The organism is Mesorhizobium sp. M8A.F.Ca.ET.057.01.1.1 (genome assembly GCF_003952565.1).
In the GTDB taxonomy this organism is placed as follows: domain Bacteria; phylum Pseudomonadota; class Alphaproteobacteria; order Rhizobiales; family Rhizobiaceae; genus Mesorhizobium.
In genome coordinates this window covers 166,828-184,612 of record NZ_CP034454.1, presented here as the reverse complement: position 1 = coordinate 184,612, position 17,785 = coordinate 166,828, and the positions used below count along the sequence as shown (strand labels likewise).

Sequence of the window (17,785 nt, the reverse complement as noted above, 5' to 3'; positions counted from 1 at the left end):
CGATCGAGGTTCGCCGTCACTGTCGGGCTGGGTCCGAGTCCGCGATAGGCGCCACGACAGCGCTCGCGATAGGCGCGCAACGCTTGGTCCATGGCGCCCGGACCGCCACACATTTGCGGATGACGTCCTGCCCGTCTTGGGTTTCAGCAGCGTGCGCCGGCGCTCCGATTTCCGCGACTTTTGGATCCCCTCCAATCGTGACGACCGATTATCGCCTGTCTCCATTTCGACCGTTATCTGGGCGGTAACACTTTTAGAAATCTATGCTGCTGGACATAAGCGGCGACCATACCGAGAATTTACTTTCAAATTCTGGCGGCAAAGTTCTATCGTAAATGAAAATAGGGGATGGGGTATGGAAACGAGTTCGGAGACTGGCGATGCTGCCGGTATATCAGCCGCGCCCGTAATAGAAGTCGTGGCGGACATCGCCGCCAGCTTTACATATGCGTCCTTCCAAAATGCTATTCCGGTGATCCGGTCTATCGCGCTCAACAACCCGACCCAGCAGGGTTTCGAAAAATGCACTCTCGAGCTGACATCGAACCCCCTTTTTTGCGCGCCAAAAGCTGGACAATTGATCGGATCGTTGCTGGCGACCGGCTTCCCTTAAGCGATCGAAAAATCGATCTCGACGCCGGCTATCTGGCCGGTCTCAACGAGGCTGAGCGCGGGGAGATAACGTTGCGCCTAACCTCAGGAGGCGCAGTGCTGGCCGAGCAGCGCGTTGCGGTGCGCCTGCTTGCCCGCGACGAATGGGGTGGCGTCGTCGATATGGCGCAATTGCTCGCCGCATTCGTCATGCCGAACGACCCGGCGATCGCAGGACTGCTGCGTTCCGCAGCGGAGCTGCTCGCAGCGCATGGTCATCCTTCCAGCCTCGATGGCTATCAAAGCGGCAATCCGCAACGCGCATTCATGCTGGCGGCCGCAATTTATTCGGCCATTGCTGGCCTATCGCTGCATTATGCAGAGCCACCTGCGAGCTTCGAAAGCCGCGGCCAAAAAATTCGACGTCCCTCAATTATTACGGCAGAAAAGCTGGCAACCTGTCTCGATACCAGTCTGTTATTCGCGTCCGCCCTGGAGGCGACGGGCTTGCATCCCGTCGTTTTGATGTTTCAGGGACACGCGGCCGTCGGCGTCTGGATGACACAAAGGACGCTCGCCAACGCCATTGAACCCGATGCCATGGAGGTCCGCAAGGCGCTGGCATCGCGCGAACTCATCGTGTTTGAGACGACAGGCGTGACGCATCGGCCGGCGATGACGTTGGAGGCTGCCCAACACGCAATCGAACAGCGGCTCGACGAAACGCAGGTAGCCACCTTTGTCGCAGCCATCGATATACGCCGCTCGCGCAGCGGCGGCATCACACCGCTTGCTTCGCACGAACCGACGCGCCGCAGCGTGGATGCAGAGGCGGCAACCGAAATCGCGTTGCCGTTGCCAGCCGCACCGGCCGTGGTAGCCCTGCCGGTCGAGATCGTCGAGGTAAAGCCGACGACAGCGGCCGGACGGATCGACCGCTGGCAGAAAAAGCTCCTCGATTTGACACTGCGGAACCGCCTGCTCAATTTTCCGGACTCCAAGAAGACAATTCCGTTTCTTTGTACTGACGTCGGCTACCTCGAGGACCGTCTGATGGCAGGCGCTTCGATCCGGCTGATTTCGCTCCCCGAACAGAATCCACTGGGCGAGCGGGATGCTGTCCTCTATCGCGAGGTGCACGGACGTGACCTCCAGCGTGGCTTTGCCGCGGAAGCGCTTCTGCGCGACGAGCTCCCGTCGACGCTCGATGGGCGTCAATTGGAATCCCGGCTGATCGATCTTTACCGGCAAGTGCGCAACGATTTTGCCGAGGGCGGCGCGAATACGCTCTTCCTGGCGGTCGGCTTCCTGCGCTGGAAGAAGAAGGCCGAGGACGAGCGCAGCTATCGCGCGCCATTGCTGCTCGTACCGGTCAAAATCGAGCGCCGCAGCGCAACATCGCATTTTACCTTGCGCTTCCATGAAGATGAACCGCGATTCAACGCAACCTTGTTGCAGTTTCTCGAACGCGACTTCGAGCTCAAACTGCCACAGTTTTCCGGTGAGCTGCCCGAGGACGAAAGCGGCGTTGATGTGCCGAGGCTGCTCGGTCTTATGCGCCAGGCAGTGCGCGACGTCCCCGGCATGGAGGTGGTGGACGAGACGGCGCTGTCGACCTTTTCCTTCGCCAAGTTTCTCATGTGGAAGGATCTGGTCGAGCGTACCGATGCGCTGCGCGAAAACCGTGTCGTGCGCCATCTGATCGACACGCCGGAGATAGCTTTCGAGGGCAATGGCGCATCATTCCGCGACGAGCGCGAACTCGACCGGCACTATGCCCCGTCCGACATGGTTTTGCTGCTGCCGGCCGACTCCTCACAGACCGCCGCAAGTCTTGCCGCCGCTGAGGGTCGCGATTTTGTCATCATCGGTCCTCCCGGCACTGGCAAGAGCCAGACCATTGCCAACATGATTGCCAACTGTCTTTCAGTTGGCAAAACCGTGCTGTTTGTGGCCGAGAAGACGGCGGCGCTCGATGTGGTGTATCGCCGCCTGCGCGAACATGGCCTGGGCGCGCATTGTCTCGAACTCCATTCCAGCAAGGCGGACCGACGCAACTTTCTCACCCAGCTCAGGATCAGCTGGGAAAGCGGCGTGCGCGTGGACGCAGCGGAGTGGATTGCGATCAACGAGCGGCTTCGCGTCCGTCGCGACGAACTGAATGCCTATGTCGAAGCGCTGCATCGGCACCATGTCAATGGTCTGACGCCTTATCTGGCGCTCGGCATCGCTCTCAAGAACAAGCGGCAGCACGCTCCGAGATTGTCCTGGCCATCGCGCGATTCCCATGACGAGGCAAACCGGCTGGCGCTGGAGCATATTGCCGCCGAAACAGGTCTCGCATTTCAGTCGGTGGAGATGCGGTCGGTCTTGCGTCTTATAGATGTCACCGAGTGGACGTCAGGCTGGCAGGACAATTTGCTCGAAGGGGCAAAGACCCTCAAGAATGCGTCCGAGGTTCTAGCGACCGCACTCGACGCCTTCCTGGTGAGCATCGGCCTGCGCGCCAAAGGCGACGCGTCAAAAGCGGAGCTCGAAGCGCTGCGAAAACTAGCAGCGGCACTCCAGGACAGTGCCGGCTATGACGTCAGCATTGTCTTTGATCGAGATTTCGCCCAGTTGCGGAGAGCCCTCGCCACTCTCAATGAGGCAATCGGAGACTATCGCAAGTCTCGCAAGGACCTGTCGGCCCGCTATGACGAGGCTGCCGTTGCGCGCATACGGGTGGAGGACATAGAGCAGCAATGGCAGCAGGCCGCTTCTGCATTCTGGCCAAACAGTCAGTTGGGCAAACGCAAAGTCCAGAAGCTGCTTCAAGGCTATGTCACAGAGGGGGTAGCCGATCCTCAGCACGACTTGCTGCTGTTGCGCCTGATGCAGGACCGCCGGGCCACTGTCGAAGCCAACATCCTATCTGGGAAGCCGATCGGATTTGCCGCACTTGATACCGACACCCACCGTATCGATCAGATACTCTCGATGGCCGAAAGGCTTCGACAGACGCTACGCCTGCCCGGCCTCGGCACGGAGGATTTCAAAGCGCTCCTGCAAGCAACCGCCCCGAGCCTGCGAAGCGGTGCAGCAGATAGCACGATGCGCTATGGGGCAGCCCGCTTCCTTGCGGCTTCTGCAGCATTCGAGGCTGCCAAGACCCAATTTGCGATCCCTGCTGGAAAGACGCCTTCTTGGGCAGAACATGATAACCCGCTGACCGAATTGACGACTGCGATGGGAGACTTGCTCGACGCCCGTCATCTTCTCCGGGACTGGACTTCGTGGTGCGGCATTCGTCGCAGGGCTGTCAGTCACAATCTGGGAGCGTTGGTCGACGATATCGAGGCGGGTCTAGTGCGACCAGCTGAAGCTCAATCCGCGTTCCGCCTGGCCTATGTACGCTGGTGGCTGCCGGCCACGCTGGATGCCGATCCGGTGCTGCGGAATTTCCGTCGCTTCCAGCACGAGCACGCCATCGAAGATTTCCGGGAAATCGACGATCTTGTCCGCGCTCAAGCAAGCCTTCGCGTCATCAGTGCCATCGCTCATGGTTTGCCGGCTGTGCAAGGCGTCCCGCGCAATTCCGAGTTGGGCCTGTTGCGCCATCAGATGGAATTGCAGCGGCCCAGCCGGTCAATCCGCGAGATGATTGGCGCGATGCCGACGAGCTTTGCCAAGCTCGCGCCGTGCATGCTGATGTCCCCTCTTTCAATCGCTCAATATCTACCGCCCGACCAAGCCCTGTTCGACGTGGTGATTTTCGACGAAGCATCGCAGATCACCACCTGGGACGCCGTCGGTGCCATCGCGCGAGCCCATCAAACCATAATCGTAGGCGATCCCAAGCAGTTGCCGCCCACCAATTTCTTTGGCCGCAACGAGGAGGACGAGGAAGTCGTCGAACACGAAAAGGATCTTGAGAGCATTCTCGACGAAGCCAAAGCGGCCGGCATCCCGGTACGTGACCTGCGCTGGCATTATCGTAGCCGCAATGAGTCGCTGATCGCCTTTTCCAACCATCACTACTATCAGAACCGGCTCATCACATTCCCTTCGCCAACGGTGGAAGATCGGGCAGTTCAGCTGCGAAAAATCACGACCGGCATCTATGACCGTGGCAAAAGCCGCACCAATCGAATCGAAGCCCAAGCGGTAACCGACGAGGCGGTCAGCAGGATGCGGCGTTGGCTGGCCCTACCGGAAAAGGACCGACCCACGCTCGGAGTCATCACTTTCAACGCGCAACAGCAGTCGCTCATCCTCGACCTTTTCGACAAGGCACGCCAGACAGAGCCGGAGCTTGAATGGTTCTTTGCCGACGAGCGTATTGAGCCCGCCATCGTCAAGAATCTGGAAAATGTCCAAGGGGACGAGCGTGACATAATCCTGTTTTCGATCACCTTTTCGCAAGATAATGCCGGCAAGCGCAGCATGGATTTCGGCGCGCTGAATCGGGACGGCGGCGAACGCCGGCTGAATGTCGCGGTGACGCGTGCGCGGCAGGAACTGATCGTATTTTCAGGTTTTGCCGCCGACCAGATCGACCCCAACCGAACCAAAGCGATCGGCGTACAGCATCTCAAAGCCTTTCTCGATTTTGCCGAACGCGGCGCTGTGGCATTGCCAGCGCAGGAACGCGGATCGGTCGGAGCCCTGGAATCCCCTTTCGAGGAGGCCGTCGCTGCCGAGCTTGAGAAGCGCGGATGGACCATCGTTCCTCAAGTCGGCATTTCGGGCTTTCGAGTGGATATAGGGATCCGGCATCCCGATCTCGCCGGCGCCTATCTGGCTGGGGTCGAATGCGACGGCGCGACCTATCACAGTTCTGCCACGGCGCGAGATCGAGACAAGGTCCGCGAGCAGGTCCTGCGCGGCCTCGGGTGGAACATTGTCCGGGTATGGTCAACCGATTGGTGGTTTGATCTCGAAGGTTGCACCGAGAGGCTTCATGCCAGCCTGGCCGCGCTGCTCGAGGAAAGCCGTCGCAAACAGGCTGAACAACAGGAAAGTGAAGCCGCGATCCATTGGGACATGGGACATAAGGTCGACCCCATGGACCCATTGCCAGCCGAAGACCTAGCATCGGCCGGCGAACCGGAACATCCGTCGATAAAATCAGAGCCAGAACTTGTCGCCGCTCCCCTCGCGACGGGAGAGCGCCCATCGGCATCTGCAGGAATTTTGCCTGCGGCCGCGCATTCGACGCATGATACCGTACCGACGGGCGGCCGTTATCGCCTGACTGATCTAACCGGATTTTCCACCAGCCCGGATCAGTTTTATGACTTCGTCTACCGAGGCACGCTGCGGTCCATGGTCGACGCGGTGATCGAGCAGGAAGGACCTCTGCGAGATGACGTCCTTGCGCAGCGCATCGCACGGGCGCATGGCTGGCTCAGAACGGGCAACAAGATTCGGGAGCGGATCGACCTGCATCTGCGCGAGTTCGATAGAACTGAAGAATCCAGCGGCAGCTTCCTATGGAAGAGAGGGACGGTGGTCGACCTGCTTGATTATCGCATGCCGTTCGATGCCGATGCCCGCCGGTCCATTGCCGACATTCCAATCGCCGAGCTGGCCGCTGTCGTCGTTGCGAACGAGGACATTCTGGAACAGTCCGACCCCGCTCTCGACCTTGCACGTCTGCTCGGTGTCGAGCGACTTGCGGCGATTTCACGCTCCCGGCTGGATGAAGCCATCGATCGCGCCCAGCGCAACCTGGCATCGACATAGTCTCGGAGACTCCATGTTTCGATTCATCCACAGCTCCGATCTTCATATCGGCAAGCGGTTCGGCAACATGCCAGAGGATCTGCGCGGGCGGCTCCGTGAAGCGCGCCATGGCGCGATCAGCCGGCTGGCAGAGCAGGCACGCGTCCATGGTGCATCCACCATACTTCTGGCCGGCGATACGTTCGATACCGAAACGCCCACTCCAGCGATGTTGCGGCAGGCCATGGCCGAGATGAGCCAGAGCGCGCCTCTGCGCTGGATATTGCTGCCTGGCAACCATGATTCCCTGTTGGCTGATCAATTGTGGAGTGCAGCGGACAGCGTTGTGCCGGACAATGTCCTGCTGGCGACGCGGCCCGAAACCCTGACCATTGGCGCGGACGTGGCGCTGCTGCCTGCACCTTGCACCACCCGCAGACCCGGTCGCGACCTTACCGAGTGGATGAACAGCGCCGCGACGCCGCAAGGCGCCATCCGGCTCGGCCTTGCTCATGGCGCTATTCAGAACTTTTCCGAAGATTCAGCAGCGTCCGATGTCATTGCACCAGATCGCGCGACTAAGGCCGGCCTCGATTATCTGGCACTTGGCGACTGGCACGGACCCGTCACCATCAATGAGCGCAGCCGTTATAGCGGTGCGCCCGAACCTGACCGTTTCAAGCATGATACACCCGGTCAGGCCCTTGTCGTTTCCATTGCCGGGCCTGGCGCCGTGCCCGAGATCGTGGCCGTTGAAACAGCTAGCTTTTCCTGGAAAACCGCTCCCCTGCATCTGCTGTCTGGCGACGACAGCGCCGCGGCATTTGAAGCGTTGCTTCCACCGGCTCATCTGCGGCGTCAGACTTTGCTGCGAATTGCCGCGTCTGGCCGGGTGCGGTTAAGTGGGCGAACGATCCTTCAAGCGGCGATCGCGGTAGCCGCGCCCGACTTCGCCTATCTGGAACTGGACGGGGACGGGCTCGCGACCGACTGCGAAAGTGGCGATTTGGATCGGATCGACCGCTCTGGTGCCCTTCGCGAGGCAGCGCAGGCACTGTTGGATGAAAGCAGCGACGAAACCCGGTCGGCTGTCGAACGCGACATATCGCGAGAAGCACTGGTTCGGTTGTTCAGCTATTGCGAGGCGATGGGATCATGAAACTTACGGCCCTTCGGCTCCACAACGTCAAACGGTTCGCCGGGCAAGGCGTCGCCATCGAAAACATCGGCGACGGCGTCAACGTGCTTTGCGCGGTCAATGAGTTCGGCAAATCAACCTTCTTCGAAGCGCTGCACGCACTCTTTTTCCAGCCTCACACGGGCACACCCGAAGGCGTGCGACTGTTGCGGCCTTACAGTGGGGGCAATCCGGTGGTGGAGGCCGACATCACCACTTCAGAAGGACGCTATCGACTTGCCAAGCAGTTTTATGGCGGCAGGCTGGCCAGCGTTATTGACCTCGACGGCGGGCGACTGTTGGCTCAAGCCGATGAGGCCGAAGCCTTTATCGGCAAACTAATCCATGGCGGAAGCGCAGGACCGGCAGGATTGCTCTGGGTTCGCCAAGGGGTCACCGGCATCGAAAGGCGCAGCAAAAGCGAGGAGGACGGCGAAAGACGCGTGCGCGAAAGCCTACTGTCCTCGGTTCAGGGGGAAGTTGAAGCCCTGACCGGCGGGCGACGCATGGCCGAAATCGCCGCGGCATGTGAAGAAGAACTCTATAGCCTGGTTACGTCAACGCTGCGTCCCAAGAGCGGCGGTCTCTATGCGGCAGCGCTCGACGAGCGTGACAAGCTGGTGAAAGACGAGCAGCGTCTCAGCGCCGAAGTCACCGGTCTGCGCGATTCGCTCGACAAGCGGCGCATGGCGTTGGCGCGTCTGTCTGAGCTTGAAAACCCCGAAGAAGGCGCCACTCGGCGGGAAGCCATCTCGGCCGCGGAAGCCGCAGTCGAGGCCGCCAAATCGCACAGCGAAGCCTTGAAAGCCGCCGAGGCGGAAGCTGCCCTTGCCGCAATTCACCACGACGCGGCGCAGCAGGCCCTCGATAGTTTTCGGACCGCGCTCAAACGAGCCACGGATTTGCGCCAGCAGTCGACGATTGCGCAGCTTCGCCGCAGTGAGGTTCTCGATCGGCGCGCTTCTGCCATTGCCGAAAACGAACAAGCGATGGGCGAAGTTCAAGCAGCCGAACTGGAAGAGCGCGAAGCACGCGAATTGCTCGCGCGGCTGGATGCGACTCTTTTGGCGCGTGACGCTGCCGAACAACTGGCCGGCTCGGACAACCGGTTGAAACAAGCCGAAGTCGCCAGAACCCAGATCGAAGATGGAGAGGCAGCACTGGCGATGCTGGCGGTGCCGGAACAAGCTGTCGAGCAACTCCAGGCGCTCGAAATCGAGATCGCCAGCCTTCGTGCAGCTCACCTGGCAACCCTGCCGACGCTATGCATGGAATACCGGGACGGCGCCGCCGATTTGGTGACCATCGATGCCAAGCCCTTGCCCCATGCAGAAGACCAAAGCTTTGCTGGCACCGTACGCCTGGATATTGCCGGCATCGGAGCCTTGACCCTGCGATCGAATCGGCCGCAGCAGGCCGACCGGACCATCGAAGACGCCGAAGCGAAGCACCGCAGCCTGCTTGCGTCCCTCGGTGTCGATAGCCTCAGGACGGCACGCCAGCGCCTAGTGGAAGCGCGCGACAAAGCTACCGAACTGGGCTTGGCGCGTCAGCGACTTGCCGATCTCGCGCCCAAGGGGATACAGCAATTACACGAGGAGCTTGCTCGTCTGAGTGCCCTCGGGGCCGGGGACCTCGAACTCAAAGTCGATCCAGAACAGATCCGGCAACATCATGCCGCAGCCGAGCAGCGTGTGGCGACAACACGCAACAGCGTGCGCGAGGCCTTGCCTTTGCGCAGCCATGCCGACGAGGCTGTCATGGCTGCGGAGACGGCTTATGTCACCATCCAGGCGGAACTGACCAGCCTCGAGGTCATATTGGGACCCGATGCAGCGCGCGAGGAAAAGGGGCGCTTGCTGCTCACCGAGGCCACCGCACGACAAAAGCTGCGCGAAGCGGCCGAAATGCGCGCTGCTCCCCTGCGCGACGGCGCTCGCGATCTCACCAGCGCTGAAGCCGTTCTGCGCCGCGCCCGTTCGGTTCAGGATGCCGCCACACAGGAAGCAAGTCAGTTGCGTGTAACCCTGGCCGATCTCAATGGCCATATTCGCACTCGGTCCGACGACGCGGTGGAAGAAGCTTTGCGCGAGGCCACAGAAAAATTGGAAATCGCTGGAGAGCGAGCGAGACGCTTCGAATTCGAAAAAGCCGTCCTCGACCGGCTGCGCACGACGCTGGTCGCTGCGCGCTCGACGGCACGCGATCTTTATCTGAAGCCGGTCATGTCCGAGCTGCGACCGCTGCTTGGATTGCTATTCGATGACATCTCCATAGTGTTCGACGAGAACACACTGTTGCCACAGACCGTTCGCCGCAATGGTCAGGATGAGGATGTCGATAGGTTGAGTGGCGGCATGCGAGAACAGCTTTCGGTTCTGACACGTCTGGCCTTCGCCCGTTTGCTTGCCCGCGACGGCCGACCCACACCGGTTATCCTGGATGACGCTTTGGTTTATTCCGATGACGACCGCATCGAGCGCATGTTCGACGCTTTGCATCGTCAATCACACGATCAGCAGATTCTCGTTTTCTCCTGCCGCCAACGCGCGTTTGCAAAACTCGGCGGTAACATTTTGCAGATGAGCGACTGGCAACCGGGTCGGTCATAAGCGGAGATCGCGCAGCCTCAGCTAGGGCGACGGCAGATCGTATCGTGTTACGATTGCAATGCCGTTTTCGATCTCGATTTCGATAACTTCATTAATCAGGAATTCCTCTGGGCCAAGATCCTCGAGGAGAGCATCGAAGAGCTCTCTCTGTTTTTCAGGCCCGACCTGAGGGACGACGATAATCAGGCCGGCGTGAACCGGTTCTTTGGCATAGAGCTTCCTGAAGTCCTTAGCATTGTTGGTGACGAAGGTGAAATCCTCATCGATAATGAGCGGCATGAGGTCCCAGTCGGTTTCGCCGCTTAGCCCAAGCCAGTTGACGTGGTTTGCTTCATGTCCGCGTTCTTGGGCTACCGCAACCAGAGACGTGTGCAGGCACTCATCGATCAGAAACCTCACGAGGTCACACGCGTCTCGACCTGGCCGACGGACCTGGGTCGCCCTTCAAAACCACGCGCTTCGACGACTTTATTTTCACGCCCTGCTCGACCAGCTTCTTAGGCCGCCCACGAACCGGGTGCGCGGCGACCCACATTCTGGCGAGCTCAATCACGCGCGGCGTTAGCTTCGGATATCCCTCCAGAACCTCCGCTTCATCTGCGCCCTGCGCTAGCATCGTCGTGATCATACGAACAGGGATGCGGGTTCCTTTGAAGACAGGCTCTCCGCCCATCACCCCTTTAACGCGGCCGATGGCGGCCTCCGCTTCATCAAGATCCACGATGCGCGCTTTGAGCTGTTTACGTGCCTCGGCGACGTCGACGATCAGCAGGTCGTCGGCCCTTACGGTCTTGGCCCTTGGGGCAGCTTTGATTTCCTCGAACAGGCGGTAGCGACGATCAGCGGGCAATGTCGCACCCACGCCATACCAAAGCTTGAGCCGCAGCAAATCCTCGCCGGTCAATGCCCGTCGGACGACCCCACCGATGCGCCGAGCAGTGCTTGGCACAGTATCGACAATGCGTTTGTCGATCGCATTGTGCACGGCCTTGATTCCTATCCCGCTGACGGCGGCTGCCTCTGCGGGGGTGTAGATGCGAGCAAGTGTGCCCATTATTCTTCTCCTTATAAAGAATAATATAGGCCGTTTGACCCCCTCCGTAAAGGCACGCGTCTTTGGAATCACGGCGGTTAGCAAAGGCGGTGGTGAGCCGAGAGGCCTCACAAACCCTTGGGGCTCGAGATGGCAGACTCGGCGCAGTATAATTGCGCTAACTATCGAATTTGCAGTTGGCGACAAACGACACACGAGTTCGTCGCGGACTTTTAACTCTGCGAAGGCGCGTCTTCGAGCGCTTTGAAACCCTACACCCATCTGCAGGCCATCTGTATCAAGCTTTGGACCAAAACCGTTTCCATCGCTCACGAGCGTTCTCTCTGGGGGTCTCAAGTGGGGCTTGCCCATGGCCACGAATTTTTGGGCGACAGCGGTGCAGAGGCCGCATACCGCTGCCTGCTTGACGTCGCTGACCGTGTCCATGTCCGAAATTTGCCTACAAATTTCGGACGCCCTTGGGCGCGCTAGATTCGCTATGGAAAGCTGGAAGCACTCGCAAGCCCGGTGGCCACAGCGTCTGCAGCGCCAAGCTATTCCTCCGTATCCAAACCCGCATCCTCATGGCCACTAGCCAACTCTGGCATAATTTCACCAGCAAGCAGCTCATCTCTGCTCAGCAGCCCGGCATCCTCGAGCGCCTCGCAGTCCGGGAGATCGCGAAGCGTGTCGAGGCCGAACTCGAGCAGGACGCTTTTGTCGTCACATAGGTGTAGGGAGCGCCGGGCGTCGGACTGCGCGGGTTCGACGCGATCAGGCCGGTGCCGCAGATGGCCGATCAGGTCGCGACTGATTACTTCCCGAAAACCGACGACAATTCGGCGCGGGTAATCGGCTGGAAGTGCCGATGCACATCAGCATCAGCACGTCCGACCACGTCAGGTCCACGGCACGCCCGCTGCTTCCGCAGGCGCGGATGGCATCGGCATAGGCCGGCCGTGTCAGGTGCTTCCAGCCGCCGGCGACAGCGACGAGGTCATAGGGCCGTCCGCGCAGCTCTCGGATGTCGTCGATGAGAAGGTCACGGGCGAGCTCGCGGGAGAGACTGCACCGCAAGCGCGTCCCGCGCGCGCGAACTGCTCGATCAACTGATCTCAGACGACGACGAATCTCGTCCAGATTCCAAAAGCGGTGGCCGCAGCGGCGCTTTGCGGGCTCGCGTTACCACAGATCGCAGAACTGTGATCTCGCCTTGTGCCCGAGACCGCAATCTGGGCTCGCGACGAAGCATATCGCTTGCGATCATCAAAGGACGCGTCGACGCCGTCGGTTGCCTTTTCCACCGCCGCCTCACACATCGTGTTGGGGCTGAAGAGCTACCTGCAAATCCTCGCAACGGGCGCGGCCGCATCCTTGATTTTACAAATTGACACGTCTTGGTTTTTAGAAAATGCCACGTGCGATGATGGCGCCAAAAAAAATGTCACGCGAGATGATCATGCCTGAGGTAAATGGTCCGCCAAAGTTGGGAAAGGTATACCGGTTGAATGGTGGATAGGTACGCCGGATAAAAAGGGCTTCGGGTTCCGGAAGACGAACTAATCGACGGATAGGCGCTGCTCGTGAGGGAAACTGCATGCGCATTACGGTTATGACCATCCAGGGATGTCGGATATGATCTTGAATAGTGACATTGCAGGCCAAAGAGCGGCCGAGAAGCTAGCAGAGGGCCTGAAATCGCAGGGCAAGCAGCAATACGAAGAAAGGTCGAGGGAACGCGAACGAGATGTGTCTCGTTAGGTCGCACGTTGCACCAGGGGTGCGTCGGAAGGCACTCCGCCGTGTCCTGAAGAGGTAGCCTGCACTTGAGAATAGCCACGGTGGTACCTTATTTTCGGCTGTGAAGCACACGAGACCCGCGACGTGAGACCCAGTTGCTCAATACCCAGTTGCTGGGTGAGCGTGCATGACTGCCAACGGAAGGTCTTGCACGCACCCTCGCGATCTTGAGCAATGGTCGCCATGACTTTCTTCTTGCAGGCTTTTGAGTGGCCCAGCCTGCAATCACCAGACCCCACCGACTCTAAAGAGCGTGGCAGACGGGATAGTCGAGGTTGCCCGGCACAATTACGCTCAAGGCTTGCGCCGCCCAGAGGACACGCTGAAAAGGCAGCATGGGCGCGCAAGCACGCCATTCACGAGAGGTTCGACATGAAGACTATGCAAGAAAAGACATTCCGGCATTCGTGCAAGCAGTTGTGGAGGCCGGCTGCAACATTTGCGCGATTGGCAACTTGGGATATGTCTTTGGCGATGCTGATTTGACGCCGGCGCAACGGAGGTCCGTCGAGCCACAGCTGCGCAGGATTGCTGAGATCTACGGCGAACGCGATCATCTCATGGACGAGATAGCTGTATATCTGCGGTCGATCGGACGCCATGTCGAGGTTGAGCCGAAGACAGGTGTTTCCTGATGGCCGCGATCGATCGCGTTCCGTAGTCGCCATTTCTATTGGGTAACGAGCAGCCGTCTTCCAACCTCTGAAACAAAAAAGAGGTGACCCCCAAAGGCCGCTCTCGAGACCGCAAGTCTGAGCCGCTAACGCATTGCGATAACCAGGCTGTCCGAACTGGGCGTCGATGCCTTCCTCGACCAGGTCGCGGTAGGCGGCGATCTCATCTACCGCATGCATAGCCAAGCCAGAGAAGTTTTCGGCAGCGGAATTCTCGGTCGCTTCCCCTTTTATGACTAGAGGGTGCGGCCGATCCGGCCGCGACGATCTCGCAGGGATTGCCATATACGGCAACACGAACACCGGCGGATCAATACTCGGATAATGGCGGCCGGCTATGTAGCGATCGATCGCGCACCAACATATCAATGCAATAGCTTAGTTGCTTTCAAAGGCGGGTCTCTACGAACTGCAAGCAAGCTAAACGATTGCGTCAACTCTTCCTCGCAGAGCGAAAACTCCGCGCCCACGCGATTTCTCTGCTGGAACAGCGGCACATCCTCAGCGCCAGGACACGGCCGCCGCCGTCGGGTTTTACGAAGCCGGTGATTGCATAAGTTGCCCGCAAGATATCATTGGTATCGGGAACGCCGCCGATGCCGCATCCTGAATAGAGCGGCCGCTTGCACCTGCCAGCCCGACGACCAGATCATATCTGCAACTCCATCTACCTGGACGTGGTGCAAATCACCTCGCTGAAGCCGCAAATCGTCGCCTTCGACCAGGATAACCACATCCGTGACCGCCTGAGCTACTCGGTCGATCTCGACGCACATGGCCGATACAGTTTTTCCATCCTTCACGAAGCGAATGAGACTTTGGCCATTCCAGCCCTGGTCTACGGGGCGTGACTTGTCCCCGATGCATGCGCGAGCTCTCCGCTCGGCCGGCCGCCGGACGTCGCCACCGGCCGAAGGCGCCCGAAGGCGCCCGAAGGCGCTTGACAAAGCAGCACCGGCCCATTCAACTTGAGGCATTCACCAGGGGAGTCCCGGTAAGGGGCTGAGATACTGCTGGCTTTCGCGGCGCAGTGACCCGTTGAACCTGATCCAGTTCATACTGGCGTAGGGACGGTGCAAGCGCTTTGCGGGAGTTTACGCCCGAGGTCCTGCTGCAGCAGGTCTACAGAAGCGTCTTTTCATCCTTCCGGCACAGAACTGGGTCTCCAATGCATGAGCAAAGGAGCCTCACGATGAATGCCCTCACCCCCGCCGTGTCGACGGGACCACTGCCCGCCTCGCGGAAAATCCACAAGCCCGGCGTCCTCTACCCGCAGATCAGGGTGCCGATGCGCGAGATTTCCGTCCATCCGACGGCCGGCGAACCGCCCGTCACCGTCTACGATCCGTCCGGCCCCTACACCGATCCATCAGTCCAAACCAGCATCGAAAAAGGCCTTGCCCGGCTTCGCCACGAATGGGTCACGGCGCGTTGCGATGTCGAAGCCTATGACGGCCGCCACGTCCGGCCGGAAGACAATGGATTCGCCACCGGCGAGCGCCTGACACCGGAATTTCCGATACGCAATCGGCCGCTCAAGGCCAAGCAGGGCAAGGCGGTGACCCAACTTGCCTATGCGCGCGCCGGCATCATCACGCCAGAAATGGAGTTCGTAGCCATCCGCGAGAATCTCGGCCGCGAGGTGATGCGCGGCAAGCTGCAACGCGACGGCGAAGCCTTCGGCGCGGCGATCCCAGATTTCGTCACACCCGAATTCGTGCGCGACGAGGTGGCGCGCGGACGCGCAATCATTCCCGCCAACATCAATCATCCCGAGAGCGAACCGATGATCATCGGGCGAAATTTCCTGGTGAAGATCAACGCCAACATCGGTAACTCGGCTGTCACATCGTCGATGGCCGAAGAGGTCGAAAAGATGGTGTGGGCGATCCGCTGGGGCGCCGATACGGTGATGGACCTGTCGACCGGCCGCAACATCCACAACATCCGCGACTGGATCGTGCGCAATGCACCGGTGCCGATCGGCACGGTGCCGCTCTATCAGGCGCTCGAAAAGGTCGGCGGCATCGCCGAGGACCTCAACTGGGAGGTCTATCGCGACACGCTGATCGAGCAGGCCGAGCAAGGCGTCGACTATTTCACCATCCACGCCGGCGTGCGGCTGCACTACATACCGCTGACCGTCGACCGGGTCACGGGCATCGTCTCGCGCGGCGGCTCGATCATGGCCAAATGGTGCCTGCACCATCACCGGGAGAGCTTCCTCTACGAGCATTTCGAGGAGATCTGCGACATCGCCAGAGCCTATGACGTTTCCTTCTCGCTCGGCGACGGCCTTCGTCCCGGTTCAATCGCCGATGCGAACGACGCGGCGCAATTCGCCGAACTGGAAACACTTGGAGAACTCACCAAGATTGCCTGGGCAAAGGACTGCCAGGTGATGATCGAAGGCCCGGGCCATGTCCCCATGCACAAGATCAGGCAGAACATGGACAAGCAGCTCGCAGTGTGCGGTGAGGCGCCGTTCTACACGTTGGGGCCGCTGACGACCGACATCGCGCCGGGCTATGACCACATCACCTCAGGGATAGGTGCCGCCATGATAGGCTGGTTCGGCACCGCAATGCTTTGCTACGTCACGCCGAAAGAGCATCTCGGCCTTCCCGACCGCAACGACGTCAAGATTGGGGTGATCACTTACAAGATAGCCGCCCATGCAGCCGATCTGGCGAAGGGCCATCCGGCAGCGAAAACCAGGGATGATGCCCTTTCGCGCGCGCGCTTCGAGTTCCGCTGGGAGGACCAGTTCAACCTGTCGCTCGACCCCGAAACCGCACGGTCCTTCCACGACCAGACCTTGCCCAAGGAGGCGCACAAGCTGGCACATTTCTGTTCGATGTGCGGGCCGAAATTCTGCTCCATGCGCATTTCCCACGACATCCGTGCCGAGGCTCAGAAGGAAGGCATGGCGGCAATGGCGGCAAAATACCGGGAGGGCGGCGATCTCTACATGCCGGCGGACGAGACTGGCGTACCGGTCGTGCCGGAGGCTCCCAAACCATCATGAGGGTGCTCGTCAAAGGGGCCGGCGTTGCCGGCCTCACCGTCGCTTTCGAACTCGCCGCCCGCGGCGCGACGGTCACAGTCGCCGAGATGCGGCATGGCCTTGGCGGCAACGCGTCGTGGTTCGCCGGCGGCATGCTGGCGCCATGGTGCGAGCGCGAAAGCGCGGAGCAGCCGGTGCTGGATCTCGGACGCGACGCTGCCGACTGGTGGGATGCGGTGCTGTCGGGTCAGGTGACACGGGCCGGGACATTGGTCGTGGCCGCGACGCGTGATGCCGGTGAGCTTGACCGGTTCGCCAGTCGCACGTCAGGGCATAGGCGCGTCGATGAAAACGAAATTGCGCTCCTGGAACCCGACCTCGCCGGCCGCTTCCGGCGTGGATTGCTCTTCCCCAACGAGGCTCACCTCGACCCACGCCAGGCGATGGCGGCACTTCATGACAACCTTGCGACCATGGGTGTCAAATTCCACTTCGGCTGCGACGCCCGGCCTGTTTCGGGTTTCGCCCGTCAGATAGACTGCATGGGAATGGCAGCGGCCGATGACAGGCTGCGCGGTGTTCGCGGCGAAATGCTGATCCTTCGCACGCCTGATGTCTCGCTGTCGCGGCCGGTCCGTTTGCTTCATCCACGCTTTCCGCTTTATGCCGTGCCGCGCACCGATCACCGTTTCATGATCGGAGCGACGATGATTGAAAGCCAGAGCGCCGGACCGGTGACGGCGCGTTCCATGATGGAGCTGCTGGGCGCCGCCCATGCCCTCCATCCGGCCTTTGGTGAGGCCGAGATCGTTGAAACCGGTGTGGGTGTCCGTCCGGCATTTCCCGACAATTTGCCACGCGTCGAAACAGACGGTGAGATCATCGCGATCAACGGTCTTTATCGTCACGGTTTTCTCCTCGCCCCCGCCATGGCGCGCCAGGCTGCCGGCCTGGTTTTCAGTCAAGACAGAACCAAGGAGCATGCTCATGAAACTGATGGTCAACGGCGAGGCGCGTGAGATTGCCGCCACCACGCTGGCCGAGTTGCTTGCCGCGCTCGACTATGAGGGCGATTGGCTCGCCACCGCCGTCAACGGCGACCTCGTGCACAAAGCCAACCGCACGGAGTTCCAGTTGAGCGACGGCGACCGGATCGAAATCCTCTCGCCCATGCAGGGCGGCTAG

At 60.3% G+C, this 17,785-nt stretch carries 12 protein-coding genes, 1 pseudogene and 1 riboswitch; of the genes and pseudogenes, 10 read left to right on the top strand and 3 right to left on the bottom strand.

What is annotated here, in order from left to right:
- The first annotated feature begins 136 nt into the window (after positions 1–136).
- Genes EJ077_RS32670 through EJ077_RS00825 form a run of 4 tightly spaced genes read left to right on the top strand, consistent with a single transcriptional unit; the run spans position 137 to position 10,086 of the window.
- Positions 137–613, top strand: a complete 477-nt coding sequence (locus EJ077_RS32670; RefSeq protein WP_416859539.1) for a hypothetical protein — start codon at positions 137–139, stop codon at positions 611–613.
- The gene (locus EJ077_RS00835) at positions 556–6,318 is read left to right on the top strand and encodes a DUF3320 domain-containing protein (RefSeq protein WP_416859538.1); all 5,763 of its coding nucleotides are present in this window, start codon (positions 556–558) and stop codon (positions 6,316–6,318) included. Before EJ077_RS32670 ends, EJ077_RS00835 begins: the two co-directional genes overlap by 58 nt.
- 13 nt (positions 6,319–6,331) lie before the next feature.
- On the top strand, positions 6,332–7,456 hold the full coding sequence (locus EJ077_RS00830; RefSeq protein WP_126057626.1) for a metallophosphoesterase family protein: 1,125 nt from the start codon (positions 6,332–6,334) through the stop codon (positions 7,454–7,456).
- On the top strand, positions 7,453–10,086 hold the full coding sequence (locus EJ077_RS00825) for an AAA family ATPase (protein WP_208699250.1): 2,634 nt from the start codon (positions 7,453–7,455) through the stop codon (positions 10,084–10,086). The genes EJ077_RS00830 and EJ077_RS00825 overlap by 4 nt, the downstream gene beginning before the upstream one ends.
- Before the next feature lie 21 nt (positions 10,087–10,107).
- Here the strand turns inward: EJ077_RS00825 and EJ077_RS00820 are convergent, their stop codons facing one another.
- The 3 genes and pseudogenes from EJ077_RS00820 to EJ077_RS31690 all read right to left on the bottom strand — a co-directional run bounded on the left by EJ077_RS00820 (position 10,108) and on the right by EJ077_RS31690 (position 12,196).
- Positions 10,108–10,485, bottom strand: coding sequence for a DUF5615 family PIN-like protein (locus tag EJ077_RS00820; RefSeq protein ID WP_126057625.1), 378 nt, complete (start codon positions 10,483–10,485; stop codon positions 10,108–10,110).
- Between the two features lie 4 nt (positions 10,486–10,489).
- A complete protein-coding gene (locus EJ077_RS00815) occupies positions 10,490–11,140 on the bottom strand; it encodes a DUF433 domain-containing protein (protein WP_126057624.1) in 651 nt (216 codons plus the stop codon).
- Positions 11,141–11,673: 533 nt separating this feature from the next.
- Positions 11,674–12,196: pseudogene (locus EJ077_RS31690) on the bottom strand (SMC-Scp complex subunit ScpB).
- A 138-nt stretch (positions 12,197–12,334) separates the two neighbouring features.
- On the opposite strand from EJ077_RS31690, the gene EJ077_RS00805 reads away from it, so the two are divergent.
- From EJ077_RS00805 to thiS, 6 genes are all read left to right on the top strand, one after another.
- Positions 12,335–12,586 (top strand): hypothetical protein, encoded by a 252-nt coding sequence (locus EJ077_RS00805; protein ID WP_126057623.1) that lies wholly within the window; start codon positions 12,335–12,337, stop codon positions 12,584–12,586.
- Positions 12,587–13,254: 668 nt separating this feature from the next.
- Positions 13,255–13,554, top strand: coding sequence for a hypothetical protein (locus EJ077_RS00800; protein WP_208699248.1), 300 nt, complete (start codon positions 13,255–13,257; stop codon positions 13,552–13,554).
- A 662-nt stretch (positions 13,555–14,216) separates the two neighbouring features.
- Positions 14,217–14,444 carry a hypothetical protein gene (locus tag EJ077_RS00795; RefSeq protein WP_245454713.1) on the top strand — a complete coding sequence of 76 codons (228 nt, stop codon included), beginning with the start codon at positions 14,217–14,219 and terminating at the stop codon, positions 14,442–14,444.
- Positions 14,445–14,565: 121 nt separating this feature from the next.
- A riboswitch (TPP riboswitch) is annotated at positions 14,566–14,682 on the top strand.
- Positions 14,683–14,785: 103 nt separating this feature from the next.
- A complete protein-coding gene (thiC, locus tag EJ077_RS00790; protein ID WP_126063809.1) occupies positions 14,786–16,621 on the top strand; it encodes a phosphomethylpyrimidine synthase ThiC in 1,836 nt (611 codons plus the stop codon).
- Entirely contained in the window at positions 16,618–17,619 is a 1,002-nt protein-coding gene (thiO, locus tag EJ077_RS00785; protein WP_208699246.1) for a glycine oxidase ThiO, read from the top strand. The genes thiC and thiO overlap by 4 nt, the downstream gene beginning before the upstream one ends.
- Entirely contained in the window at positions 17,588–17,785 is a 198-nt protein-coding gene (gene thiS / locus EJ077_RS00780) for a sulfur carrier protein ThiS (protein ID WP_126057620.1), read from the top strand. Before thiO ends, thiS begins: the two co-directional genes overlap by 32 nt.